General features: G+C 44.1%; 23 protein-coding genes and 2 pseudogenes. 17 read left to right on the top strand and 8 right to left on the bottom strand.

Annotation, left to right across the window (positions count from 1 at the left end; all coding sequences use genetic code 11):
• The first annotated feature begins 32 nt into the window (after positions 1-32).
• Positions 33-890 (top strand): alpha/beta hydrolase, encoded by an 858-nt coding sequence (locus RXX31_RS00670; RefSeq protein ID WP_317587179.1) that lies wholly within the window; start codon positions 33-35, stop codon positions 888-890.
• Between the two features lie 417 nt (positions 891-1307).
• Here RXX31_RS00670 and RXX31_RS00665 read toward each other — a convergent pair whose 3' ends face one another.
• The gene (locus tag RXX31_RS00665) at positions 1308-2465 is read right to left on the bottom strand and encodes an HlyD family efflux transporter periplasmic adaptor subunit (RefSeq protein WP_317587178.1); all 1158 of its coding nucleotides are present in this window, start codon (positions 2463-2465) and stop codon (positions 1308-1310) included.
• On the bottom strand, positions 2444-3661 hold the full coding sequence (locus tag RXX31_RS00660; protein WP_317587177.1) for an ATP-binding cassette domain-containing protein: 1218 nt from the start codon (positions 3659-3661) through the stop codon (positions 2444-2446). Before RXX31_RS00660 ends, RXX31_RS00665 begins: the two co-directional genes overlap by 22 nt.
• Positions 3662-4572: 911 nt before the next feature.
• Between RXX31_RS00660 and RXX31_RS00655 the strand changes: the two genes are divergently transcribed.
• The 8 genes and pseudogenes from RXX31_RS00655 to RXX31_RS00620 form a co-directional block, all read left to right on the top strand.
• Positions 4573-6543: a DUF3604 domain-containing protein gene (locus RXX31_RS00655; RefSeq protein WP_317587176.1), complete on the top strand. Its 1971-nt coding sequence runs from the start codon at positions 4573-4575 to the stop codon at positions 6541-6543.
• Between the two features lie 61 nt (positions 6544-6604).
• Positions 6605-7465, top strand: coding sequence for a peptidylprolyl isomerase (locus RXX31_RS00650; RefSeq protein ID WP_317587175.1), 861 nt, complete (start codon positions 6605-6607; stop codon positions 7463-7465).
• Complete coding sequence (locus RXX31_RS00645) at positions 7462-8481, top strand: HupE/UreJ family protein (protein WP_317587174.1); 1020 nt, start codon at positions 7462-7464, stop codon at positions 8479-8481. The genes RXX31_RS00650 and RXX31_RS00645 overlap by 4 nt, the downstream gene beginning before the upstream one ends.
• A 2-nt stretch (positions 8482-8483) precedes the next feature.
• Positions 8484-9086: a HupE/UreJ family protein gene (locus RXX31_RS00640; RefSeq protein ID WP_317587173.1), complete on the top strand. Its 603-nt coding sequence runs from the start codon at positions 8484-8486 to the stop codon at positions 9084-9086.
• Positions 9068-9703, top strand: a complete 636-nt coding sequence (locus RXX31_RS00635; RefSeq protein ID WP_317587172.1) for a HupE/UreJ family protein — start codon at positions 9068-9070, stop codon at positions 9701-9703. The genes RXX31_RS00640 and RXX31_RS00635 overlap by 19 nt, the downstream gene beginning before the upstream one ends.
• 347 nt (positions 9704-10050) lie before the next feature.
• Complete coding sequence (locus RXX31_RS00630) at positions 10051-10389, top strand: cytosolic protein (RefSeq protein WP_317587171.1); 339 nt, start codon at positions 10051-10053, stop codon at positions 10387-10389.
• An 87-nt stretch (positions 10390-10476) separates the two neighbouring features.
• Positions 10477-10812, top strand: a pseudogene (locus RXX31_RS00625) (transposase); the annotation flags it as partial.
• 98 nt (positions 10813-10910) lie between these two features.
• A pseudogene (locus tag RXX31_RS00620) lies at positions 10911-11378 on the top strand (IS5 family transposase); the annotation flags it as partial.
• A gap of 88 nt (positions 11379-11466) precedes the next feature.
• Here RXX31_RS00620 and RXX31_RS00615 read toward each other — a convergent pair.
• Positions 11467-12099: a LysE family translocator gene (locus RXX31_RS00615; RefSeq protein WP_317587170.1), complete on the bottom strand. Its 633-nt coding sequence runs from the start codon at positions 12097-12099 to the stop codon at positions 11467-11469.
• Between the two features lie 246 nt (positions 12100-12345).
• Between RXX31_RS00615 and RXX31_RS00610 the strand changes: the two genes are divergently transcribed.
• Together RXX31_RS00610 and RXX31_RS00605 are read left to right on the top strand one after the other, a co-directional pair.
• On the top strand, positions 12346-13056 hold the full coding sequence (locus tag RXX31_RS00610) for an AzlC family ABC transporter permease (RefSeq protein ID WP_317587169.1): 711 nt from the start codon (positions 12346-12348) through the stop codon (positions 13054-13056).
• Positions 13053-13364 carry an AzlD domain-containing protein gene (locus tag RXX31_RS00605; protein WP_317587168.1) on the top strand — a complete coding sequence of 104 codons (312 nt, stop codon included), beginning with the start codon at positions 13053-13055 and terminating at the stop codon, positions 13362-13364. Before RXX31_RS00610 ends, RXX31_RS00605 begins: the two co-directional genes overlap by 4 nt.
• Here RXX31_RS00605 and RXX31_RS00600 read toward each other — a convergent pair.
• Positions 13361-13975 (bottom strand): fumarylacetoacetate hydrolase family protein, encoded by a 615-nt coding sequence (locus RXX31_RS00600; RefSeq protein WP_317587167.1) that lies wholly within the window; start codon positions 13973-13975, stop codon positions 13361-13363. The genes RXX31_RS00605 and RXX31_RS00600 overlap by 4 nt on opposite strands.
• A gap of 324 nt (positions 13976-14299) precedes the next feature.
• Between RXX31_RS00600 and RXX31_RS00595 the strand changes: the two genes are divergently transcribed.
• Positions 14300-15268, top strand: coding sequence for a porin (locus RXX31_RS00595; protein ID WP_317587166.1), 969 nt, complete (start codon positions 14300-14302; stop codon positions 15266-15268).
• A 576-nt stretch (positions 15269-15844) separates the two neighbouring features.
• Positions 15845-16459 (top strand): glutaredoxin, encoded by a 615-nt coding sequence (locus RXX31_RS00590; protein ID WP_317587165.1) that lies wholly within the window; start codon positions 15845-15847, stop codon positions 16457-16459.
• Between the two features lie 67 nt (positions 16460-16526).
• Here the strand turns inward: RXX31_RS00590 and RXX31_RS00585 are convergent, their stop codons facing one another.
• Positions 16527-16661 (bottom strand): hypothetical protein, encoded by a 135-nt coding sequence (locus RXX31_RS00585; RefSeq protein ID WP_014234655.1) that lies wholly within the window; start codon positions 16659-16661, stop codon positions 16527-16529.
• A 131-nt stretch (positions 16662-16792) separates the two neighbouring features.
• Positions 16793-17140, bottom strand: coding sequence for a hypothetical protein (locus tag RXX31_RS00580; RefSeq protein WP_317587164.1), 348 nt, complete (start codon positions 17138-17140; stop codon positions 16793-16795).
• Between the two features lie 264 nt (positions 17141-17404).
• On the opposite strand from RXX31_RS00580, the gene RXX31_RS00575 reads away from it, so the two are divergent.
• Entirely contained in the window at positions 17405-18292 is an 888-nt protein-coding gene (locus RXX31_RS00575; RefSeq protein ID WP_317587163.1) for a LysR family transcriptional regulator, read from the top strand.
• Between the two features lie 242 nt (positions 18293-18534).
• Complete coding sequence (locus tag RXX31_RS00570) at positions 18535-20355, top strand: putative bifunctional diguanylate cyclase/phosphodiesterase (RefSeq protein WP_317587162.1); 1821 nt, start codon at positions 18535-18537, stop codon at positions 20353-20355.
• 80 nt (positions 20356-20435) lie between these two features.
• Here RXX31_RS00570 and RXX31_RS00565 read toward each other — a convergent pair whose 3' ends face one another.
• Together RXX31_RS00565 and RXX31_RS00560 are read right to left on the bottom strand one after the other, a co-directional pair.
• Positions 20436-21719, bottom strand: coding sequence for a peptidoglycan DD-metalloendopeptidase family protein (locus tag RXX31_RS00565; RefSeq protein WP_317587161.1), 1284 nt, complete (start codon positions 21717-21719; stop codon positions 20436-20438).
• A gap of 120 nt (positions 21720-21839) precedes the next feature.
• Positions 21840-22472, bottom strand: a complete 633-nt coding sequence (locus tag RXX31_RS00560) for a hypothetical protein (RefSeq protein ID WP_317587160.1) — start codon at positions 22470-22472, stop codon at positions 21840-21842.
• 315 nt (positions 22473-22787) lie between these two features.
• Between RXX31_RS00560 and RXX31_RS00555 the strand changes: the two genes are divergently transcribed.
• On the top strand, positions 22788-23195 hold the full coding sequence (locus tag RXX31_RS00555; RefSeq protein ID WP_317587159.1) for a GFA family protein: 408 nt from the start codon (positions 22788-22790) through the stop codon (positions 23193-23195).
• Between the two features lie 220 nt (positions 23196-23415).
• Entirely contained in the window at positions 23416-24087 is a 672-nt protein-coding gene (locus RXX31_RS00550; protein WP_317587158.1) for a YoaK family protein, read from the top strand.
• Positions 24088-24602 lie beyond the last annotated feature (515 nt).

Below are 24602 nucleotides of genomic sequence, written 5' to 3'. Positions count from 1 at the left end.
AGGCTACCTGAGACAATTAAGAGTAAATAATAATGAATGCTAATCCATCACTGCTAGGTAGAAGTTTCCAAGTTACAAATGGTGATATCACTATTCAGGCTTATGAAAAAGGTCAGGGCGAACCGATTGTTTTCGTTCATGGTTTCCCTGATTCTGCAAATGCCTGGCGTAATCAAATCGCCCCGTTTGTTAACGCTGGCTACCGTGTTATTTCTTTAGATATGCGTGGCTACGGCAACACATCTAAACCGATTGAAAAAGAGCACTACCATATCACTATGCTTGCGTCTGATGTCAAAGCCGTTCTCGATCATCTAGGTATTGAGAAAGCTCATATCGTCGGACACGACTGGGGAGCAGGCGTATCCTGGGCGTTTGCAGGTATTTACCCACAAGCAACAAAATCGCTAACAGCAATATCTGTTGGTCATCCATTTGGTTTACTTAGCATGCCTGATATCCAACAGCGTGAAATGTCATGGTATTTCTTCTTCTTCCAACTGCCAATGGCACAAGACCTTCTTGCTGCTGAAGATTGGAAACTATTTAAAGAATGGACGCGTAATCACCCGGAATGGGAACACTGGAAAGAAGTGTTTAAAGAAGGCAAAGACATTGTTCCAGGGCTTAACTGGTATCGTAATGCTTTGAACTTAGAAAGCCCGATGAAACCAGAAGATCTTGGTTTAGTTCAAGCACCTTGCCTAGGTATCTGGTCTGAACATGACCACTATTTGGGTGAAAAACAAATGAAAGACTCAGTACATTTCATCGGTGAAAATGCCAGCTTTGAATTCGCTCGTGTGAATGATGCAACTCACTGGGTACAACTCGATAAACCTGATGAAATCAACGAGCTTATACTTCAATTCACAACTAAGCACTGTTAAAACACGGAATATAGTGATGGGTTATAAAGCCAGCAACTTGATGTCGCTGGCTTTTCTGTATATGTGCAACCGAGTCATTAGAATTATTACAGAAAAACCATGAAAGCATTACTAATGGCAACACACTGTAAACAAAGAAAAGGGCAAATCCTTATCAGTGCCTTTTCTAAATTAGTAATCAATGAATTACCTTGGATATCACAAGAACTTTAGTTTCCAAATTTACCATACCACTAAACTTGGCAATTTCTGGCTAAATCAAAACGGGCGGAAAGCTCTAATTTTGGGTGCGACTAAAAGCGGGATGTTTACAGTTACACAGAATTATTTACAGTCTGTCCAGATCACGGTCATTTTGAATAAAGAGGCTGCTAACAATTAGCGGCCTCTTATGTCTTCTAAAGGTAAACTTTCGATTTAATTTAATTTCGCCTTTAATAACGGGTTGAGTAAATAATTTAACACTGTTTTCTTCCCGCCTAAAACATCAACTTGAGCAATCATTCCAGGACGTATCGGGTACTGTTTGCCCTCTTTTTGCAGGAAGTTGGTCTCCGTTTTAACCAGTATTTGATAAAAGTAAGCTTTTCCTTGAGCCGTTTCTTCTTCGATCGTATCTGGGCTGATTTGAACGACCTCTCCTTCTAAATCTCCATAAATAGAAAAGTCGTAAGCGGTAATTTTTACTTTTGCAGTCATACCTGGCGCGAGAAAGGCAATATCCTCTGGCGGAATTTTGGCTTCAACCAGCAATTGCTCATCTATGGGCAGTACATACATGATTGGTTCGCCAGGCTGCACCACGCCACCTTTGGTCGTGACAACGATATCATTAACCATACCTTTTACTGGTGAAATGATCTCCGTCCTTAACAATTGATCTTGGCGCTGTACTAAGGCTTCATTCAGGACATTGAGCTCCGCTTTTTTCTGTGTCAGTTCCGTGTAGGCATCTTGCATGTAGCTGTTGTTCACTTCGATGACCTGACCTTTGAGGTCTTCTAACTCTTTCTCCAGGCGCAACACTTCCATTTTGCTGACGGATGCCGATTTCACCATGGGTCTTAAGATAGCCAACTGGTCTTCAACGAGAGCGGCTCGTCGTTTCAACCCAGCAATTTTCTCTTTCTTGCTGTTTCTTCGTGTTTCAAACAGCGCTTGTTCAAAAGCCAAATCCTTGCCATCAATTTGAGCGGATTCAGGGAAGGTCAATGTCGGCTGGTTTTTTACTTCCGCTTCTAATCGGGTAATCGACGCCAGCAATGAAGAGACCTGACTCTCCCCTTCCCGATAGGCAGCCTGAAAACGGGTTTTGTCCATGTGTATAAGAATATCGCCTTCGTCAACCAGTTGGCCTTCTCGTACTAGAAGCTTTTGTACAATGCCCCCCTCCAGACTTTGAATTTTCTGTAGACGACTGGATGGAATAATCTTCCCTTCGCCACGCGTGACTTCGTCAATCTCTGCGAAAGCGGCCCAGAGGATAAAAGCGGCTACGATGAACGAACATAACCATAATGCTGGTCGAGCAGTAAGAAAACGCTCATTCCCTGTTAATTCGCTTGCCGTACCCATGTTTTCACCTTTGGTTGTTGATAGCCTAATATCTTGTCAAAGTCGCCTTCCATTGCGACGCTTCCGCTTTTAAGCACGATACCCCGGTTGCCGAGGCTAAACATGCTCCGCTTGTGTGTCGACATCACCAGTGTTTTCCCTTTTAACCACGTACTCATGAACCTAATCACTTTTTCTTCATTACTCTGATCAAACGCCGAAGTAGGTTCGTCCAATAACACAATTCGCGGATTTTGCAGTATGAGACGGGCTAGTGCGACGGCTTGACGCTGACCTCCCGACAAGCTTCGATTACCCAAAATAGGCATATCTAATCCCAAAGGGTGTGCCCGAACCGCAGGTCCCAGACCAATGTTATCGAGTACATCAAAGATGGCCTTATCAGAATGCATATCACCACTAATCAACAGGTTCTCGCGCAAGGTACCGTAAAAAAGCGCAGAGTCCTGTGGTAGATATCCAATATCTCGCTGACGATCGCTGGGATCAAGCTGGGTCATGGATATGTCATCCAGTAACAGTTGGCCACTATCAATATCTTCTAATCCGGCAAGCACTCGCAACAGACTGGACTTTCCGGCTCCATTGCCACCCAGTAAAATGTTGTGACTTCCGGCTTTGATACTGAGCTTTTCAATAGAGAGTGCTTTTTGCCCTTCCTCTCCATACGTAAGAAAGACATTTTCTAACTGATAATCCCCATTCAACTGTGATTTTTCAGCGAATTGACGCCCGGCAGGACGTTCTACCGGAGCCTGCATGATTTGATCGAGCCCTTCGAGAGCCACTTTTACATGTTGCCAGCGTACCAACACCCCCGTAATTTGGTTAACAGGTGCAATGGCCCGAGACGTGAGCATAGTGCAAGCTATCAAAGCTCCTATGGTCATTTCACTCGCGCTGATCTGATAAACACCGACAACGACGACAAAAATGAAACCCAATTGCTGGACCATTGATGCGCCATAACTGAGCTTGTTAGACAAACTTTTTAGCTCAATGCTGTCGGCCGCTTGCTTTTTCGTCAGGAGTTCCCACAGAAAAAGATTACGAGAAGTAGCGTTAGTCGCTTTGACCGTTTCAAGGTTTTCGATCACCTCTATCATCAGTCCATGCTTAATAGAGCCTTCTTTCAGACCTTCTCTGGATAACTGCGCTAACTTGCCCTGCATGAGCAAACTAGGTAATAGCATCATAAAATGCGAACCAGAAAAGCTGAGACTACTCAGCTTTTCTGGTTTAATAGTTAGTATCCAGCTAGTTAGATAGAGTCTAATATTTTAAAATCGCGATATACGTACTAAATGAGAGTTTTTTTCAAGTCAGTCTACCTACAGTAATTAGTACACTAAGGCTGCTGCTACCTCATTTAAGATATAATTTGATTATAACCGTAGTCAGTCCTACTTCGAAAAAGCAGCGTAAGGCAGTGAAGACACAACAGAATCGCTCGGTGATCACACAAGCGAAAGTGTCTCCGTAACTTGTTTTTGTCGGATAGGCGACATCTGTTACCAAATGCCGCCCTCCTGAGAACCGTACGTGCAACTTTCACTACACACAGCTCAAGCCTCCACTAAGGCGTTATTGTTACCCAGCAACGCACAAAGCAGTGGCGACAGGGTCAAACCATGAGTTACGACCTGTGTTTTTCACCTTACGTTCATCATACTGATTCCCTAGTACTCACCCAATTCGTGGTCATCAGGAGGAGCACCCCCTCACGGTTCTGCTCCCGTTTGGCACAGTGCCAAACTTCGTTACATTGTCAGCCTCGCTGCTTTATTCAGAGCCTTAGGGTCGTCTGGTGATACAAACGGTTCACTCTTATCACGGTGAACAGCGCTTCATGCGACCTCACTAAATTAGCAATTAATGAATAACTAAAAGTATTGAAAGTGGCCTAATAAAGTGTCCAGTCATGCTGGAGCAGATCAGGGTTAACTAAAGACAAATATTACCCCCTTCATTATCCATCTAAATGGCATTTCTGCATATGGCGTATACACTTATTACTTAGCAATGCTCTTTATCCGTACTAAAAAGCTAACCAACTGAATGGAATAAAGGTTTAACCTTCCAATCGGCAATTTCCGGGAGTCTCGCCATGACACGTTATCACTCCAAAGCACACCCAATTCCCTTACCAAAACTCACTCTGTTAAGTACAATTGTCGCCACCTGTTTTACCGTTACGGCGGTGCCGTCTTACGCTGAGAGTGTGACCACTGATGCAGGTACGATCAATTCGGAGCATGTTGCGCGTTTCTTCAAACAAAAAGGTTATTCACCTTACGCTGGCCGGACTTTTCCTACCCGCCCTCTCTGGGGGGAATTGCATCTACATACCTCTTGGTCAGCTGACGCAATAGCCGGAGGGACGCGAGTCGGACCAGATGAAGCTCTGAGCTACGCCGAGGGTAAAGAAATCACCTCCAGTACCGGGCAAGCGGTAAGGCTATCCAGACCTTATGACTGGATGATGGTCGCAGACCACTCCGATGCGATGGGTGTAATGAATGCCGTACTAGAAGGCAAAAGTTCGTTAATGACCGACCCTGTACTCAAGCGATGGCACACAGGCATGCAAGCCGGCGGCGAAGAAGCGAGTAAAGTAGTGATAGAAATGATCACACTGCAAGGGCAAGGCAAAATTCCAGAAGCGTTGACAGATAAAAAAGTACAAATGGATATCTGGAAAGAAATGACCAAAATTGTAGAAAGTCATAACAAACCAGGTATTTTCACTGCTTTAATCGGTTACGAATGGAGCTCTAATTATGGCGGCGGTAACAACTTACACCGTAATATCGTCTACCGAGACGGAAAAGCGTTAGCGGATCAGGTTCGTCCTCTTACTACGTTTGATACTGAAATCCCAAATCAAGTTTGGGACTGGATGCAAGCCTATGAAGACAAAACCGGCGGTCAAGTCTTAGCTGTGCCGCATAATGGTAACTTATCAAACGGTCTCATGTTCTCTACCGAAACTCCCGATGGCAAACCCATTGACGCAAAGTGGGCTGAAGCACGTGCACGTTGGGAGCCGTTATATGAAATCACACAAAGTAAAGGGACGTCAGAGCAGCACCCTTCTCTCGCACCAGCAGACGAGTTTGCCGATTTCGAAATCTGGGACAAAGGTAATTTGAATGTCGTGCCAAAAGAACCCGGCATGATAGAGAGAGAATATGCACGCGAAGCGCTAAAGAATGGTCTGAAACTTGAGGAACAATTTGGCACCAACCCTTTCAAATTTGGTTTAGTCGGTTCAACCGATGATCACACAGGTATTTCATCAGCAGAAGAAAATAACTTCTTTGGTAAGTTCCCGACCAGTGAGCCAGGGCCTGAACGTTCAACAGGTAACGCGTTCGATTTTGATGGCCGTACAGTAAAAGACTGGAAGCTTGGAGCATCAGGACTAACAGCAGTATGGGCAGAAGAAAATACCCGCGCTTCAATTTGGGATGCAATGAAACGAAAAGAAGTCTACGCAACAACTGGTACGCGTATGTTCGTTCGTTTCTTTGGCGGTTGGGACTTCAAACCAGAAGATACTCTCAGCCGTAACCCCGGTACTATCGGTTACGCTAAAGGCGTACCAATGGGCGGCGACCTTACAACCCCAGACAACGGCTCGAAAGCACCGAGCTTCCTTGTAGCGGCACTCAAGGACTCTTTCTCTGGCAACTTAGATCGTATTCAAATTATCAAAGGCTGGCTGGATAAATCAGGTAAACCACAAGAACAAATCTACAACGTTGTTTGGTCTGGTGACCGTAAGCTGGATAAAAACGGCAAACTACCTTCAATCGGTAATACTGTTGATGTAGATAATGCAACATGGACAAACACCATAGGCGCGCCTGAGCTGATCACCGTTTGGCAAGACCCAGACTTTGACCCTAACTTGAAAGCGTTCTACTACGCTCGTGTAATAGAAATACCGACACCACGCTGGACAGCTTATGACAAAGCCTATTTTGCGGATTCGAAGTTTGCAGACGACGTGCCTATGACATTATCAGAGCGCGCGTATACCTCACCTATCTGGTATACCCCTTCGAAAAAATAACCATCGTCCCCTTCACTTTTATTCGAAGTGAAGGGGTATTTCATCTAATTTTTGGCGGTTTATGGAAAAACTAATTAGGGAGCCTCTGCTTCATTTTTTACTGATTGGCGCCTTGTTGTTTGTCGTTTTTGATTTTCTTAACAACGAACCCGAGCAATCACAGCTGAAAATAATCAATGTCACCAAAGCTGACATTGAAAATCTCACTAATAACTTCCTTAACACTTGGCAGCGACCGCCCAGTGACCAAGAGCTCAACCAGCTAATTGAAGAAAAAGTAAGAGATGACATTATTTATCAGGAAGCCTTATCTTTAGGACTACAAAACGACGACATCTACATTAAACGTCGGTTACGCATGAAGCTGGAGTCACTCTATATCGATCTCTCAGCCAGAAATAAGCCAACCCAAAGGGAACTGGAGAGTTACCTCAAGCGTCATGCGCAAGAATTTACTATAGACAGTCAACTTGCCTTCTCGCAGATCTATTTTTCACCATCCAATCACTCTCGGGAGCAGATCGTAACTCAGATTGAGACTCTTAAAGAACAACTTAATCAAGACGGCACACAAGTGGATATCGAAGAGTTAGGCGACTCAACGTTGCTCGCCAGTCATTATCCGATGATGTCGGTAAAAACGGTACACAATCAATTCGGCAAAGCATTTGCAGACACCACTGATTCTCTGGAACCAGGACAGTGGGCAGGCCCGATCCGCTCACAATATGGCTATCACCTGGTAAAAGTTGAACAGCGTATTCCAGGCTACGTTCCCGATTTAAGTGAGGTAAGACTCACTGTTGAGCGTGGTGTCATTTCAGAGCGCCGCCAACAACTTCTGAACAGTCATTATCAGCGTTTGCTCCAGCAATACACCGTAAACATTGATAAAAGCAACAACCAAGAGGCGACCCCATGAAGACGCCTTATCAAAGTGCATTCCACTGGCTTGGCGTACTCTTGCTGTTAGTCACATTCAGTAAAATCGCCGGAGCCCATGAAAGTCAGCCCGGCGTCGTAGATATCACGCAACTGGACGCGCATCGTTACCAGGTAGTCTGGCAAGCGCCTGTTTATTACGGTAAGCCTCACCCAGCTGAATTAGTATTGCCTGAGTCATGGCAGGTCGTGGCTCCTGTCACAAGCTTCTCGACTAAAGATGCAAACATCACAACAAAAATCGTCGCGGTCGAGAAAACTCAGTTCAACGGTTCGGTATTACGCTTTCCCAGATTAGAGAAAACCATCACCGATGTACTAGTCCGTACCGTGTTAGCCGACGGCAGCGAGTTCACTTACATTGCCAGTCCTACTCGCCCTTCAGTAACCTTAATTGGTGAACGAAGTTGGTATCAGGCGGGCGCGGAATATTTGGCTCTGGGGCTTCATCACATACTGCTTGGGATCGATCACCTATTGTTTGTGCTTGGCTTAATGCTAATCGTAAAAAACAAACTGGAGTTACTCAAAACCATAACCTCATTTACCCTCGCTCATTCAATTACACTTGGGCTGGCCACACTTGGATTCGCCTCGATTCCCCTTCCGCCTCTGAACGCGACCATTGCACTGTCGATACTGTTTTTAGGCCCGGAGATCGTAAAAGCGCGCCGAGGGCAGACCAGCTGGACGATTCAATATCCCTGGATTGTGGCATTCGGATTTGGCCTCCTGCACGGATTTGGTTTCGCCAGCGGACTGACTACTACAGGCATGCCGAAAACCGAGCTGCCACTGGCTCTGTTGTCATTCAATATCGGCGTCGAACTCGGGCAAATTGGCTTTGTTTGCCTGGCACTTGCCATGCTGTGGGCATTTAAAACCCTCAGAGTAAGCTGGCCGAAATGGGTTTCATGGCTACCCGGTTATCTGGTCGGAAGCCTCGGGGCCTACTGGACAATTCAAAGAACAATCATGTTAGGAGGAGGATTCTGAGCATGAGGCAAAATTATCACCGTCAATTACTGTTAGCGCTCACTGCGTTTTGCGCACTGGTATCACCCGTTGCACAAGCGCACGTTCAGGGAGACCCAGCAGCCGGATTCATGACTGGTTTAGGCCACCCTTGGTCTGGGCTTGATCATATTTTAGTTATGATTGCAGTGGGCGTCTGGGGCGCTCAATTAGGTCGTCCGGCAGTTTGGCTATTACCGGTCGCGTTTCCGATGATGATGGCCGTTGGCGGTTTTATCGGTCTGCTCGGGTTACCTTTTCCTAGCGTCGAGGTGGGAATTTCCCTCTCTGCCATTGTGCTCGGTTTTATGGTGTTGACAGAGGCTAAAGCAAGCATGAAGCTCATCGTCTCCTTGGTTGGGTTTTTCGCACTTTTTCATGGTTATGCCCATGGTACAGAGCTGCCAGAAGGACAAAATGGCTTGCTCTACTCGATAGGTTTTGTTGTCGGCACCGGACTACTTCACTGTGTCGGGATCGGTCTGGGTCTGTTACACCGTTTTAAGTCAGGACAGCTGATTTTAAGAGGAGCCGGCTCTGTCGTCATGATGATGGGAGGCGTCTTTTTGTGGCAAGCATTGGCTTAACATTCCTGAGCTTTATTCGCATGTCAAACGTAAGTAGTTGTGTTGTCATTATGTTTGCTCTTCTGCCTTGTACGGCTCAAGCTCACCTTGTTAACACAGGTTTGGGTCCTGTATACGATGGCATTACGCACTTATTCATTACGCCAGAAGACTTACTTACGGCAGTCACGTTAGCACTCTACTGCGGGCTTTTAGGAGCGGCTGCCAGTCGTTTAGGTATGTTTGTATTCCCTGTAGTTTGGTGTATTGGTGGGTTAATTGGCCTAGATTCAAGCTTCAATTCGTCGTTACCTGTGTCGGCCTTTTCTTTTTTATTACTAGGCGTACTTGTTGCTGCGGATATTGCGTTACCCAGACGCTATTTAGTCGTTATCATTGTTTTGGTAGGACTTGTTCATGGTGTTTTTAACGGTCAGTCGCTTCAGACAGGTCCAGCGGAACGGGGCTTAATCGGTACCATCGGCGCTTTGTTTGTACTGATGACTTTAGTCAGCGCTTGTGTCGTTGTATTGAAACCAACATGGACACGGATTGCTGTGCGAGTATTAGGCAGCTGGGTGTCAGCCAGTGGAATACTGCTCTTTGGCTGGCATCTTAGGGAGATGCATTTAGGTTGAGAAGCATCTAAAAGCCAAAGTTTCAACACTACTCTACTTGAGATAACTTTTTAAGGGTGACACTTAATAAGGGATATCTCCTGTGATTTTACAATAAATGATTTCCAAGCATTAAGAAGCTATTCTTCAGAGAATTTGATACCAACCATTAGTTAGTAAGTCGACTGACCATCGCATAAGGTGACAATGGCGTCAGCCCCAACACCGAATGGGGCAAATTCGTGTTTCAAGTTGGCCTAGTGAATGTTCGGAAATAGCACAGAATTACCGCCTTTATCAACTAAATCTCTACTACGTTCTTCCCTGATAGTGATAGAATCTCCGCATCAGAATTACCGGGAAACTCTATGTTTATCCACCATGTTAACGGCATCGACTGGCTTGTGATCACAGCTTTTGAAGAACTGAAAACTATATTTATCGAAGAAGCTGGTGCGATCCCCTTTTGCTTCTCTACCTCCAGCGAACTGAACCTGATTGATCAAGCCAAACGCACTTATGGATATTTGCCGACACTCAGCGGTGTAATCACCGATACCGGCACTTTTCAAAGCCAGGATAACGAAGAAGACTTGAACCCACAGCTTGCCTGCCTAGTTGAAGGGCGAGGTCGGGTTTTTATCTATCACGGCGGTTTTGTGGCTTTTGTGGATGACAAACAAACCTTTATTACCCGAATAGACTGAAAATTATTCGGCTTTGTTTCCTAAATCAGGGAACTAAATCATCAGCCTATGATCTGATCAGCTAAGTTCATTCAAATACTTAGACCAATGGCCAAACCTCGCTACAAAACAACCGACTGGAAACACTATAACCAAGCTTTAATCAATCGCGGTTCACTGACGTTTTGGATTGATGAAGAAGCTATTCGGTTGTGGAAACAAATGAAGCAAGGCAAACGGGGAAGACCTCGTTTGTTTAGTGATTTAGCGATTACAACAGCTCTCATGGTTAAACGGGTATTTTCAATGCCGTTGAGAGGCTTGCAAGGATTCATCAACTCAATTTTTAAGCTCGCTCAACTGCCGTTGTCATGCCCTTATTACTCATGCATTAGTAAGCGAGCTAAAACGGTTAACGTCGATTCAAAACAAAGAGTAAAGGAACAAGCCCTGGGCGGTGGAGCGGGCAAACTAGAGACTGGAGCTTTATTGACGAGGTGTTCTTAAATCCAGAGAACAAAGCCGCCTAACATGTTGTAAATATGACGACAGCTTGCTTGAAAAACAGCGGAAACGAGCGATCGCAATCACCGAAATACGCAATCTGGCGAAAGCTACATTTAGCGGTCGATACAGATACGCATCAAATTATTGCCGCAGAGTTAAGTTTATCGAACGTGAGCGACGGTGAAGCGCTTCCAAATTTGCTTAAACAGACTCGCCGAAGAATTACGGAGATATCTGGCGATGGCGCTTACGACACAAGGTTGTGTTACGAGGCTATTCGCATCAAGCAAGCGGTTCCGCTCATTCCGCCAAGGGAAGGAGCAGCCTTCTGGGAACGAGGTCATCCCCGCAACTTAGCCGTTGGTTGTCAGAAGCTCTATGGTTCAAATAAGCATTGGAAAAAGAAGTACGGTTACCACATGCGTTCACTATCAGAAACGGCGATGTTCCGTGTGAAGAAACTGCTCGGCGGTACATTAAGCTTAAGAGGTTACAACGCTCAAGGAAGACGGGAGACTGGGACATTCTACTCACTGCTGAGTGAGTAGCATTAAACAATAATTGCTGGCGTTTTCGTTGAATTTGTTGATGTTAAAACACGAAACTGCTCAACATCCACAACGCCAGTATCACAAACACCAATCCCATCAATTTATGTTGGACCATGCGGAATTTATCATTTTCTATCAATCCTTTACCAACACTGCCAGCTAACGCGACAAGTAACAGATTAAACAGAAGGCCCATAACATTAAGTAACAAGCCAAGCGCTAGCATTTGCTCACCCGATGATGCCGTAATGTTGCTGGAAACAAACTGCGGCAAGAACATAACAAAAAACACTAACGCTTTTGGGTTGAGTAAGTTACTCATCAAAGCACGCTGATAATAGGTCGTCGCCATTTTGCTCATCTGATCAAGTTCAGGCGCCGACGAAGCTTGCGCTCTCATACAGTCCCACCCCATTTTTAGCAGGTAAGCACCGCCCAGCAAATGCAGCACCTTCAGCGCAACCGGACTCATCGCGACCAGTGTGGAGACGCCCATCGCAGCCAACAGGGTTAAAATGACGCCTGAGGTCGCATTACCAAGGCTGGCAAACAATCCAACTTTTTTGCCATAGCTCATACTTGAACTGGCAATCAGCAACATATCAGGACCAGGCAACATCAATAACGCCAGAACGGCTGTCAGATAAACAGGGAGTACAACTAAATCAATCATGGAAGAAAAGGAGCGCATTAAAAAAGGAGGCGGATTATATATCAACAATACAACAAAATACAATATATATGCCCACCAAAAGCCCAATGAAGCCACATAATGATTCACCACTTTCATAACATACAAACTATTAACTCAGAAGTGCTATCCTCAAATATTTAAAACACATAGCAATTTTGTTCAAGGCGCATTAACGTACTCGCGCTAACTTGTAATAAAACTGCTCTCTGGATAAATAAGAAGAAAATGGAAAATACTTTGCCTTTAGAACAATCAAAAGCCTCACTGTTTTGGCAGGGAACAATCGCCATGATGCCACTGAGCATCGCAGTACTCCCTTGGGGGTTACTGGCTGGTTCATTTGCTATTGATACAGGCCTCACTCCACTTGAAGGACAAGCGCTGTCAGCAATCCTATTTGCCGGTTCTGCACAGCTGGTTGCGGTCGGTATGATAAAAGCGGGAGCAGGATTAACAACCATGTTGTTAACGACTTTTTTTATTACCTCCAGGCACTTTTTGTATAGCGTTTCTATGCGCAGTAAAATTTCGCCTCTCCCCTTAAAATGGCGTCTCCCTCTCGGATTTTTACTCACTGATGAACTGTTTGCCATTGTCGGTCATCACTCAGATAAACAGTTCAACCGTTGGTACGCACTTGGGGCGGGCTTGAGTTTTTACCTTGTTTGGAATGCGGCCACGTTAACAGGCATCGTGGCGGGGAGTATGATTCCCGAGCTGAATGAAATGGGGCTTGAGTTTGCTGTCGCTGCAACGTTTATTGCGATCGTCGTACCAACCATAAAAAATGCAGCAGTATTGGTCAGTGTCGTAATTGCGCTGGTCAGTTCGGTCGCCCTTACCTATTACCAAATCGAAGGTAGCCTAATGATTTCAAGCATTTTGGCAATGCTAGCCGGTTATTTTGTGGAACAGTTTACGGAGAAACACGCATGATTATGTTATCGATCTTGCTGATGACAGCGCTCGTATTCACCAGCCGATACTTGTTTCTTGAACCAAAGCTGCCTATTCGACTGGGCGTACGCACGCAAAAGGTTTTGAGTTACGCCAGCCCAGCAGTGCTGACAGCAATTTGGGCCCCGATTGTGTTTATTCCCGAGGGTGAACTCGGGCTGAACTTGCAAAATCCATTCTTGCTCGCCGCCACTATCGCCGCTTTAATCGCTTATCTGACCAAAAACGTGTTAATGACGACGATTGTCAGCATGGCAGCGTTTCTCCTTCTTAGGTTAATGCTTTAATCCGCAACCCACTCTGTTTCAAACAAGGTGACGTCGCCACATTTTAGGCGCCCAAGAAAGACGTCACCTTTATGAACTTCCCCAACACCTTTTGGCGTGCCGGTCATGATCACATCGCCACTTTCCAAACGGGTGTAGCTGCTCAATTCATCCAGAATAGTGAAAGGAGGATAAAGCATCTGCTTAACGTGCCCTTTTTGTACATGAACACAATTAATCAGCAGCTCAAGGTTCAGATCGTTGATATCTATCCCCTCGAGAGAAACAAAGCGGCTAAACACGACGGAGCCATCAAAGGCCTTTGCCCGTTCCCAAGGTAACCCCTGCTTTTTCAGCGTGGATTGTAGACCTCGCTTAGTCAGATCTAACCCCAGACCGACCGCTGCGTATTGCCCATCTTGAATCAAAAAACAAATTTCTGCTTCGTAATGCAATGGCTCTTGATGAAATGAATGCAAAGTCTCAGATATTGATGATGAAGGTTTATTAAACACAACCATCTGTTCTGGTATCGCATTATCAAGCTCATGTATGTGCTCGACGTAGTTGCGGCCTACACACAGCACTTTGCCCACTTTAACTTTCTTTTCTTCGACTTGAATTTCACCCATTGCTCGTCCCTGCAAAACATAAACTAACTCTTAGAGTTAACGACACTTGATCGCATACCCTCCTTTTAAAATCAAGCAATTCAGTTCATTTTGAGTTTTGTGTCACCAATCTGGACCAGCTCATTTTTCGAGCAAATCATTTGGGTTTGAATAGCGATGTTCTGATATTGAGTAAAATGTAGAAAAGTCAGCCATTTACTCGCAATAAAACTGAAATCGAATCATCACACAACAGAAATCTATCTTTCATTTACGCGGTTTACCTTAGCGTCATCAACACATCAGGCAAGAAAGCCCATTTATAACAAATAAGGTATTAAGATAATGAAAAAAGCAGCACTCACTACTGCAATTCTATCGGCATTGGTAACAGCTCCATCTTTCGCAGCAACTGTGTACCAAAATGACGGCACTGAGCTAAAAGTTGGTGGTCGAGTTGAATTCCGTGGCGACTTCATTGGTTCAGGCGGCGAAGAAGTAGAAGGTTCAATGGAAGATAAAAGCCGTGCTCGTGTTAACCTAAAAGGTAAAACAGACATCGGTAACGGTCTTTCAGCATTTGGTGTCTACGAGGCTGAGCAAGATACAGGCACAAGCGAATTTGAAAACCGTTACATGTACGCTGGTGTAGATTCAGATGCAGGTGCTTTCTCAGTCGGTCGCCAAGACATGGCTGCTGTCATCATCTCTGATATGACAGATATCACTGAGTTTTCTGGTGTTCAACAAGTTATCGATTCATCTTCTGACAAGCAAGACAGCGTATTCGCATACCGTGGTGAGTTCGACGCGCTACAACTGCAAGCGACTTACCAAGCGAACTCTGGTGATGACCAAGACAAATACGGCATCTCTGGTATGTACTCGCTGCCAATGGGTCTGGACCTAGGTCTTGCATACTCAGGCGGTGACGTTGACGCAGACAACTCTGAAGACCAAATCCTTGGTGGTATCGCGTACTCTCTGGATAACCTATACCTAGCAGGTACTTACTCACAAGGTGAACTATCTGACACTGAAGACTTCACTGCTTACGAATTAGTTGCAAGCTACAAAGTGGCGAGCAAAGTGACCATCGCGGGTATGTACACTTTCCAAGAAAACGATCCAGATGGCGCGAGCAAATACGATGAAGTCGATGGCTTCGAACTGGTTGGTTACTACAAGCTAAACAGCAACTTCCGTACTTACCTTGCTTACTACTTCAACCAGCTAGATGAAGAGAAAAATGCAGAAGGTCTAGTTACAGAAGGTGAAGACACACTACGTCTTGGCGTACGTTACGATTTCTAATTCTCTCTTGTCCTAGAGCGAGTCCTTGGCCGGCATCTTTGTCGGCCATTTTTTGTTGGCAAAATGCGTTTCCCGAATATTTCTTTTTCTATTTTCATTAACTTGCACGATTCTTCGCCTAACCCACACCTTATTCCTGCCCTGTTTTAATGCAATTTTTCACTGACTTAGTGCATACCCATTAAGAGGTACATCGCCAAAAAATAAATATCCCTATATATCAACAAGATAAAAGTTGGCACGCGAACTGCAATATAGATATTGCAAATGCATGGCAGCGTTTGTGCTTCTCGTTCTTTGTACCTGTTTTAACAGGCACGTCCTTTGAATTGGTAATGTGGCCTCCCTATGGGAGGCATTTTTTTATCAGCCCTTTTTGTTGGCGTAAAGGCCAATAGCACGTATGCTCCACCATTTAACCAGCAGAAAAACCCATTATAATCCAGTGGCTTCACAAAAAATCGCCACACATTTGGCCTAAACCACAGGTTCAAAAAGTAAAAATACCCATTGAATTGAAAGAAAAACCCCGCTTTTGAGTTCTATATTTTCAGAGAAGGAAATGAGGAGCGTCGTATGACACAACCAATCAAAATTACACTCTATCGTTGGGCGGGCAGCTGGGGGCCGTTCAAGGTCAATATCCCGTGTGGGGAATGCACGCTAACCCGCGATATTTTAACCGATACTTTCGAAAATGAGCTGTCCGACGTTCCTGTAGAACTGGAAGTAAAAGATTGGTTATCTTGCTGGTGGGAACCATTAAAAGCAGGAGCATGGCACGCACCAATCCTCATGGTGGAAGGCAAAGTAGTCAGCCAGGGTGAAGCATTAAATAGAGGTTTATTAATACAATCGGTTATTTCTGAATGGGTTAAACGGGATAAACTTAAAGGGAATATTGTGTACGGGAAGGCAACGTGCCCACATTGTAAAAAGGCTAAGCAATTGCTTGATGATGCTGGTATCTCATACCAGTACCACGATGTCGTGAAGGACAGCGCCGCACTTTATAGAATGATCCCAGAAGTGAAAGCCATCATTGGTGAAAAAACACCCGTAACGGTCCCGCAAATATGGCTTGATAGTAAGTATGTGGGAGGTGCTGATAAGCTGGAAAAGTGGTTAGCAGCAAAGGGGCTAGATAAAGTCCCCAACAATGTTATTGAGATTCCAAGCCAATCCGCATAGTGCTATTTGTAAAGATCTGACGCTATAGAAACAAAAAGCCCTGATTATTTAATCAGGGCTTTTTGTATTAATTCGCTAGCTTTTTCACTAAACGAGAAAGAGCAGAAGCTTTTTTCTTCTTCGCTTTGCCGTGAAGTGCTTTGTGCATTGCATCTTTAGCAATCATTTGGCCAATGTAAGCGCCACCAAGTTCGTTTGTCATGACCTTCTCCTTGAAGTTATCCTTCTTGTTTATGTAGTAATCTTACACCATAAAAAGATAATAACAAGATCCAGGTCACATATTTTTGTAATTAATTTTCAAAAAAAGGATTGGCCAGGTCTAAAGGAACGTTAGCGCTTTGGTTGCTGATAGGTCTTCCCTGCTGCAACGTAAGTATCTTTCTGTTTGATTTCAAAGAAAGTTTCAAAGAACCAGGCAGCAAACTTGATTAAGTTGTCTCCCTCATTCATGACATGCTCAACATATTCTTGCTCTTCACCAGACTCATCTTGTTGCGTTGTCATATGGTAGATACGCTTTTCACCATCCACTTCTGCAAGACCAAACTGACCCGTTAGAGACTCCGCTGCTTGTGCGACTTCCTCTTCTTCACATGCTTTTAGTAACTCTAGTGCCTTCGGCATACTCTCTTGCTGGATAATTTCTTTCACCAACGTTTCAAATTCGTTTTGTTGCATTCTTTCACCTAACGATTAAAGACGATTTGCTGAGCATTTTAGAAAGGTGGTGTCCCCCTTGCAAGAAGATTCAAACGGATGCGTTAGAATGGAGCGTATGATAGATAAACGCACGTCCCGTTGCTGAGGACAAACCTTCCCTACAAGAAAGTGCTCAAGACATTCTCGTCTACGATGACAACCTTAAGACGAACAGTGTATATTTCGACACACACAGTTGATAATAAATACAGTCGGGAAAGCATTAGTTCTTGGGAGGAAGCAGTGGATTGGATTCAAAGTGTACAGAGCTATATTCGCGTCGTTGAAGAGGGAAGCTTTAATGGTGCAGCGCGAAAGCTCAATACCACCAGCTCGGCCATCAGTAAGCGTATTCAATGGCTCGAAGACAAAGTGGGAGTTCAACTGCTTAAACGCACTACTCGTTCCATCAGCCAAACCGAAGCCGGTGCCCTATTCTACGAACGCGCCAAAAGCCAGCTTGACTCCTGGCAGTCGGTTTTAGACGAGACGCGTTCGGTAAACCAATCCCCGGCAGGGCTGCTAAAAATTGGTGCGACACTTGCGGTGGGTTCTAAGTTTCTCGTCCATTATCTGGATGACTTTCTTGAAAAATATCCAGATATAACGTTACAGCTGACGACAACATTACCCGGTCAACTACCCGAACTGAGTCTGGATCTTTTTATTAGTCGAGAATTGGAACAACTTAACTCGCTTAGTTTTAAAGCCAGCCCGCTGTTTAAGCATAAAGCTCAGTTTTATGCTGCTCCGAGTTACTTAGAAAAGAATGGCATACCAGAGCATGTTGAAGATTTGACCAAACACAACGTGCTTATCTGGGGTGAAAAACCAGTAAGGGAAATTAAAACCAATAACAACCAGCGGATTAGCCTGTCCGGTAATTTTGCCACCACAAACCCAGAAGCTCTGTTTCATGGTGCTAAACGAGGAATGGGGATACTCATGACCAACAATGTCATGATCAAAGATGATCTGAAATCCGGAGCATTAGTGCCAATTCTGCCGGACGTCACCGCTGATGAAGCGATAGTCTATGCTTATTATCCCAAATTAGACTACCAACATACGAGAACTCAATTATTTCTCGATTATTTAAAAACTCGCTTAGAGGAAGAGAAACGAGAATAATTTCAAATAACTAACGTTGTGTCGCTAACATTGTGTCCACTAGTGTAAAGTAACAAAACACTGACCTAACGAATTAAAAATCCTGTTGCTGCTTACACTTACACGTAAACCATACTGTAACTTAGTTGTTAACAAAGTTTGAAAAATACTCCCAAGTAAACGATAGTTTGTCTGATACGTATTGAAGTAGTCGAAATGTAAGCCACACGATATAAAACAAACAACGCTAGGTGACGTGTCCAATGGATCATGTACAAATCAGTTTTCAAAAGCTTGATGAAATTTTGAAACTGAGTGGTAACGCTTTGCTTAACAGAGTAATTTTAGATATCCATCAACAGGTTAAAACAAAGTGTACCTGCATTGTTGAGGTGGCTCATCTCCAGCACGCCGCCCATACAATATCGGTTGCTAGCAACGGCAGAGTTGAAGAAGACGTCAACGACTCTCTTTCTGGTACACCGTGCGAACCTGTGGTCTCCGATATCGGTGCAGATATCTTCTTTCAAGATCATGTATATAGCGATGTGTCTCAAGATAGAATGTTTTTTAACCTTGGTATAAAGACGTATTTGGGATTACCACTGAAAACACAAAATGGCGATGTACTCGGTATGTTGATATCGACATTTACTCGCTCATTTTCCACCATAGAAGCACAGGCGTTACTCGATCTGCATCGATTCTATGCCAATGTCATCATCCACAGCTTACGAGAAAAATGGGTAAGTGATCGCTCAGATAAACTGCTAAATCAGCTGAGTTATGAAGTGTCACACGACAATCTTACCGGACTGCTTAATCGCAGCTGCTTAGCAGATACACTGGAAACCTTAACACAGCAATCATCACGCCCCTTTCACCTTGCTTACCTGGATATCGATAACTTTAAGTCGATTAACGATATCAACGGTAATTATATTGGTGATCAAATCATAAAGTTTACTGCCAATGCGATCCAACAAAGCCTGTCATCCGATCAGGAAGCTTTCCGAGTTGCCGGTGATGAGTTTGCATTTATCACCTTTGATGACGACCCTGTCGTTGTGTGTGAGCAGATTCTCGATATCATAGAAGCGGGTTACATTGATAAGTCGAACCACATATCTTTCACCGTGAGTATTGGTATATCACGGGCTTCTAAAGACAGACCAAAAGCGGATGAGCTTATCCTGAACGCCAGTCTGGCACTGAAAGATTGCAAAAGGCACCGAGAAACACGTATTCAACACTACGACACGCAGCTTAGCGCGCTTTATCATCGACAAACGCAACTTATCGAGGCTATACGTACACAACTAAAAACGAGCATCACAGACAATCATGAACTGTATGTCGTCGTTCAACCAATAGTAAACACCAACGACAACCAGTGGGACTACTTTGAAATACTTTCCCGGTGGGACAATGACCTATTAGGCAGTATCCCCCCTTCTGAATTTATAGAAGCTGCGGAACAATCAGGCTTAATCGTCGAGCTCGGAGAGCGCATTATTGAGCTTGCTTGTATTGCCAAACAAGAGTTGGAATCTCAACTCGGATACACCGTAAAGCTATCGATAAATTGTTCAGCTTATGAACTGGTTGATTCTAAACGCTATATCAACCATTTAACATCCATGATTGAGAAGTACCATCACTCAACCAGTGATTTTGTTATCGAACTGACCGAAACCGTTTTACTCTCCCTGAGCGGTAAAGAGCAAATGGTCCTACAGTCGTTGCGTTATCTTGGGTTTCAAGTCGCCTTAGATGACTTTGGGACTGGCTATTCGAGCCTGAACTATATTCACAATTACCCGATAGACATCATTAAGATCGATGCGACGTTTGTGAGAAATATGCTTTCCAACAAAACCTCTGAACAAGTGGTATTGCTGATCGTTCAACTTGCGCAACTGCTCAAGGTGAACTTAATTGCCGAAGGTGTGGAAGATAAAATTGCGTCGGATAAACTTATCGAGATGGGATGCCATTATATACAAGGCTACTTCTACGCCAAGCCCAACCGTGTTAGTGAGATGCTCTCTCTGATAAACAAACGCCAAGTTAAAAGCGCATAAAATGAAAGTGAATAAGCAAAAGGCCAAGCAATGCCTGGCCTTTTTAAACTAAAATCAATCCAAAAGTATCAGCTGATTTACTATAAAACAGCTTTCTCTTCGCTCTTCAGAAGCTTATCCATCGCATCACGATTAGCAATGAACGTTGCCATCTCTTTCTTAGGTACCGAGCTCGCCATTGGAATGTTTGCTCTCATGGCATTTACTGGTCGACCGTACTGAATCAACTCATAGTGAAGGTGAGGTCCGGTAACACGACCTGTTTTACCAGATAGGCCGATTCGTTGGCCACGTGACACTTTTTGGCCCTTCTTCACCAAAATCTTACTCAGATGTAAGTAACGAGTTTTGTACTTGCTGCCATGCTCAACCACAACGTAATTACCCGCATATGGGTGTTTACGTGTCATGATAACCGTTCCGTCACCCGTCGATACCACAGGTGTACCGATTGGTGTAGCAAAGTCAGTACCATTATGCGGCGCGATACGACCCGTTACCGGGTGATGACGGTTCGGATTAAAGCCAGAACTAATACGCCAACCACGACTAACAGGGTAACGCTGGAAGGCACGTTGTAAGCTTTCACCTTTCGCATTATAAAACTGACCATCAGTATGCAGGTAAGCCGTAATTTCACGCCCACGATTATAAATCTTAATCGCTTCAATTTCGTTCTTACCTGTTAAGACGCCATTGATGCTCTGTGCACGTCGAACCACTTCAAATCGGTCACCAGCTCGGAGATCCTTACCAAAGTTCAATTGCTCCTTTAGCAAGTTAACAACCTGACTGATTTCAGCAGACGTTAAGCCAAGGCGGCTCGCTGATGAAGAGAAACTGCCATGGATGACACCAACCAGTGGTTCTTGACTCCAAACACCAGGAATTGAAATGTCAGTAAAGTCATAACTACCGTCGCTGTTTAGCTCGTAAACTACTTTATCTGCAATGGAAAATTGCAGTTCCATTTTAAGTAGTTCACCTTCAATATCATCACGCCAAAAACGCAGCGTATTGCCAGGTTTAAGCGTATCAAGGGCAAGGTAGTTTAAGTCAGTTTCCATGACTTTCATCAGAGAACTGTAGCCGAAACCGAGCTGACTAAAAATTGTACTTAGATTATCGCCCGCTTGGATTTGATATTCGAAGTTTGGGGGAGTGACAACTTCTGCAGTTGTCGCATCTAGGATTCTTTCAACGACCTGCGACTCAGGCAGGTTTAAAGCGATGGTCTTAGTTAATGGTGACTCTTTGAGAGAGTGGGAAACACCAATCGCGACCAAAACAGGCAAGGAGTACAACAGCAGCGCTCTACGACCTGTCAGATTCGGCAACCGTCTTGTAATTTCATTTGTAGCCACGGGAATTACTATCTCCTTATAAACAGGCCTAATAGCTTATGCATTCCAGCATAAGAAATCACTAGGAAATTTCGAGATCTCGCTCAGAAAACACTTATTTTTTACACAAGTAAAATAAATTCATCTTTGTTGCATATGTAGGAGATTACCTACACGCGTCAGAGATACAGAATTTAATTGCGTAGGAGCCTCAGACATCGCTTGATTTACATCGTGTGTGAGATAAGAGGCCTCGATAATGGTGTCGTCTTTCCACTCCAATTGTTCAAATTTAATACGATCACCAATGAACAGACTATCAAGTAATATAACTCGGCTTGGTACTGCATCAAATTTAAACAGACCGATATAATAAAATGATCCCGTTCCTTGCGTGGTCACAATCATAGGAGCAACGATCCACGGTTCCTGCTCAATCTGACGTTGAACAATAAATTCAGTCGGTAACAGAACCTTGCCTTTCGTCGCGCCCGCATCATATTGACCTATTAAATAGCCCAGTTCCTTATCCCACTCATCAATAAAACTCATTGCATTTTGTTCAGGGACCTGAATAGTCCACGGGTTTGAAGCCCTGATATTAAGCACGTCCATAATAATCGAATTAGATTGAACTTGGCTTTGTGGAAACTTGGCTAATATTTCATCATCGGAAAGGCTAAACCGGTATACACCCGCAACGATCACGACAATTAATAATACAATGGGGATAAGCAGGATAAGTGGAATAGGTAGAATTCTATTGCGAGCCATAGAGACTTCCTTGTTTTTATATTTTATCAATCGCGCCCGGAGTATATACCAAATAAAGAACCATCACCCTAAAACAACCTCCCTAGCGAAACATCAAATGTTTCAAAATAAAAATGACCTTATCATTCTAAGTTTTGCCCCAGTCAAATTTATCAGTAAAGGCAGTGTCAACATGAGGTGTTTGGGTATAAATGTCCTAAACTGTTTTCTTAGAACTAGAGAAGATATTGATCCGCGTGGCGCTAAGCATCCGATTTGTCTATGCTAGCGATTACTGGGGACATGAGTAAAGTTTGAGGTTATTTAATTAAAACGATGCCAAAACCAAACAGAACCCACTCATGCGAATGTGCGTGTGGCTTGATTCAGCTGCGCTGTTTAGGAGAACCCATACGTACATCGATTTGCCACTGCTTTGAGTGTCAAAAACGAACAGGTAGCGTTTTCGGTGTACAGGCACGCTTCGCCAAAACGCATGTCATTTTAGACGGCGACGTTATCAGCTATACCCGAATCAGCGATGACGGAAGCGAAGTGAGATACGAATTTTGCCCCGCCTGTGGCACCACAATGCGCTTATTACTGTCAGCAGCACCAGACATCATTGTTGTACCGGTAGGACTGTTTAGTGACAAAGAGTTTCAGGAACCAACCGTTTCTATCTATGAGGAAAGAAAGCATGGCTGGGTCAGTTTCGAGTGTACCATGGAGCACATGGAGTAATCGCATCCTCTCTGACCACCGACTTTCCACTATTCAAGTTTAGACATGGTTCATCGTCTTGCTTATGTATTAACGCCACAAGATCAAATGGATACAGAAAAAGAATAACCCCTGCTTTTTGAGTCTTTTTTGAGAATGATCAACCGAGTTGTACAGTAAAGGGTTTCGTATCTCAGTGTGAGCGCTATAATCGTGTCCTAACATTTGGTGGGGTTTTATTGTGATTTCCAAACTTCCTCGTTGGGTGGAATATGGCGCGTTTCTACTTGCTCTTCTCGCAGGCTGCGTCAATGCCGTCGGTCTTCTCGGCTTTCAACATCAAGCGATAACACACATTTCCGGAACCGTAACTCAGCTAGGGAACAGCGTCTTAACAGGTGTGGACAGCTCCATTCACCTGCTATTTATCGTATTCAGCTTTTTAATTGGCGCTGCATTCAGTGGCTTTTTTATCGAAAGCAGTGCATTAAAACTTGGGCGTCGATACGGGGTTGCACTTTGTATCGAAGGAAGTTTGCTGCTTCTTAGTTTAGGCTTCTTAGTTCAGGGCAACGTTTATGGCCAATACTTAGCTTCTGCGGCCTGTGGTTTACAAAATGCAATGATTACGACATTTAGCGGCGCTGTAGTAAGAACCACTCACATGACAGGTATTATTACTGATCTGGGCATTATGATTGGAGAGAGCTTGCGCGGGCGTCAATTTGACCGACGAAAAGCTCTATTGTTCTTATTTATCTTTTCAGGATTTTTGCTCGGTGGCATAGCCGGAGCCGCCTTATTTACTGTGTATGGTCTGCATACACTGATCTTTCCAGCGTTATTGGCATTTGCTACTGCAATTATCTATTGGATTTACTTGTACAGGCTAAACCACAGCACAACAGATTGATATTATAGGAAAACCACCTCGCTACACCGACAAAACAGCCTACATGTAAAAGGTTTCATAACATTTAGGCTGCACAAAGGTGCCCGACTGAATATCATCACAGACTAGAGAGCAAATTCTGTTCTCAATCCTAAATACTACACCAAACTCTTCCTTTCCTTTTCTAAAACCCAAATTTGGCATGTGTCACTGGAAAGTCGTTATGTTAGGAAAGTGTAACGGTGAAAAATTCGACAAATGCCACGTGATTTAAATCACACTTACCCACGTTTTTACTATTCCAATCACACTGCTTTCCAGAATTACCTTCACAGAAGTCAATTGATGATACAATTTTCTAACACGGGCAACATATTCATATACAGAATTGCATTATTCAATCAATTTTCCGACAAATCGACTGAATAAGTAAATGTATTTAATGAATAGTATTGCAATGGATGCAGTTTGCGGGTACCCTCCGCGTCCTGCGATTAAATACGGATGTTTAGTGAATATTTATGTCATGCAGTATG

Source organism: Vibrio sp. EA2, from assembly GCF_033042495.1.
Lineage (GTDB): Bacteria > Pseudomonadota > Gammaproteobacteria > Enterobacterales > Vibrionaceae > Vibrio.
This window is presented reverse-complemented; position numbering and strand designations above follow the sequence as displayed.

Coding starts and splice junctions, on each gene's coding strand:
- RXX31_RS00670 (WP_317587179.1), top strand. CDS start 33: ATGAATGCTAATCCATCACTGCTAGGTAGAAGTTTCCAAGTTACAAAT.
- RXX31_RS00665 (WP_317587178.1), bottom strand. CDS start 2,465: ATGGGTACGGCAAGCGAATTAACAGGGAATGAGCGTTTTCTTACTGCT.
- RXX31_RS00660 (WP_317587177.1), bottom strand. CDS start 3,661: ATGATGCTATTACCTAGTTTGCTCATGCAGGGCAAGTTAGCGCAGTTA.
- RXX31_RS00655 (WP_317587176.1), top strand. CDS start 4,573: ATGACACGTTATCACTCCAAAGCACACCCAATTCCCTTACCAAAACTC.
- RXX31_RS00650 (WP_317587175.1), top strand. CDS start 6,605: ATGGAAAAACTAATTAGGGAGCCTCTGCTTCATTTTTTACTGATTGGC.
- RXX31_RS00645 (WP_317587174.1), top strand. CDS start 7,462: ATGAAGACGCCTTATCAAAGTGCATTCCACTGGCTTGGCGTACTCTTG.
- RXX31_RS00640 (WP_317587173.1), top strand. CDS start 8,484: ATGAGGCAAAATTATCACCGTCAATTACTGTTAGCGCTCACTGCGTTT.
- RXX31_RS00630 (WP_317587171.1), top strand. CDS start 10,051: ATGTTTATCCACCATGTTAACGGCATCGACTGGCTTGTGATCACAGCT.
- RXX31_RS00615 (WP_317587170.1), bottom strand. CDS start 12,099: ATGATTGATTTAGTTGTACTCCCTGTTTATCTGACAGCCGTTCTGGCG.
- RXX31_RS00610 (WP_317587169.1), top strand. CDS start 12,346: ATGGAAAATACTTTGCCTTTAGAACAATCAAAAGCCTCACTGTTTTGG.
- RXX31_RS00605 (WP_317587168.1), top strand. CDS start 13,053: ATGATTATGTTATCGATCTTGCTGATGACAGCGCTCGTATTCACCAGC.
- RXX31_RS00600 (WP_317587167.1), bottom strand. CDS start 13,975: ATGGGTGAAATTCAAGTCGAAGAAAAGAAAGTTAAAGTGGGCAAAGTG.
- RXX31_RS00595 (WP_317587166.1), top strand. CDS start 14,300: ATGAAAAAAGCAGCACTCACTACTGCAATTCTATCGGCATTGGTAACA.
- RXX31_RS00590 (WP_317587165.1), top strand. CDS start 15,845: ATGACACAACCAATCAAAATTACACTCTATCGTTGGGCGGGCAGCTGG.
- RXX31_RS00585 (WP_014234655.1), bottom strand. CDS start 16,661: ATGACAAACGAACTTGGTGGCGCTTACATTGGCCAAATGATTGCTAAA.
- RXX31_RS00580 (WP_317587164.1), bottom strand. CDS start 17,140: ATGCAACAAAACGAATTTGAAACGTTGGTGAAAGAAATTATCCAGCAA.
- RXX31_RS00570 (WP_317587162.1), top strand. CDS start 18,535: ATGGATCATGTACAAATCAGTTTTCAAAAGCTTGATGAAATTTTGAAA.
- RXX31_RS00560 (WP_317587160.1), bottom strand. CDS start 22,472: ATGGCTCGCAATAGAATTCTACCTATTCCACTTATCCTGCTTATCCCC.
- RXX31_RS00555 (WP_317587159.1), top strand. CDS start 22,788: ATGCCAAAACCAAACAGAACCCACTCATGCGAATGTGCGTGTGGCTTG.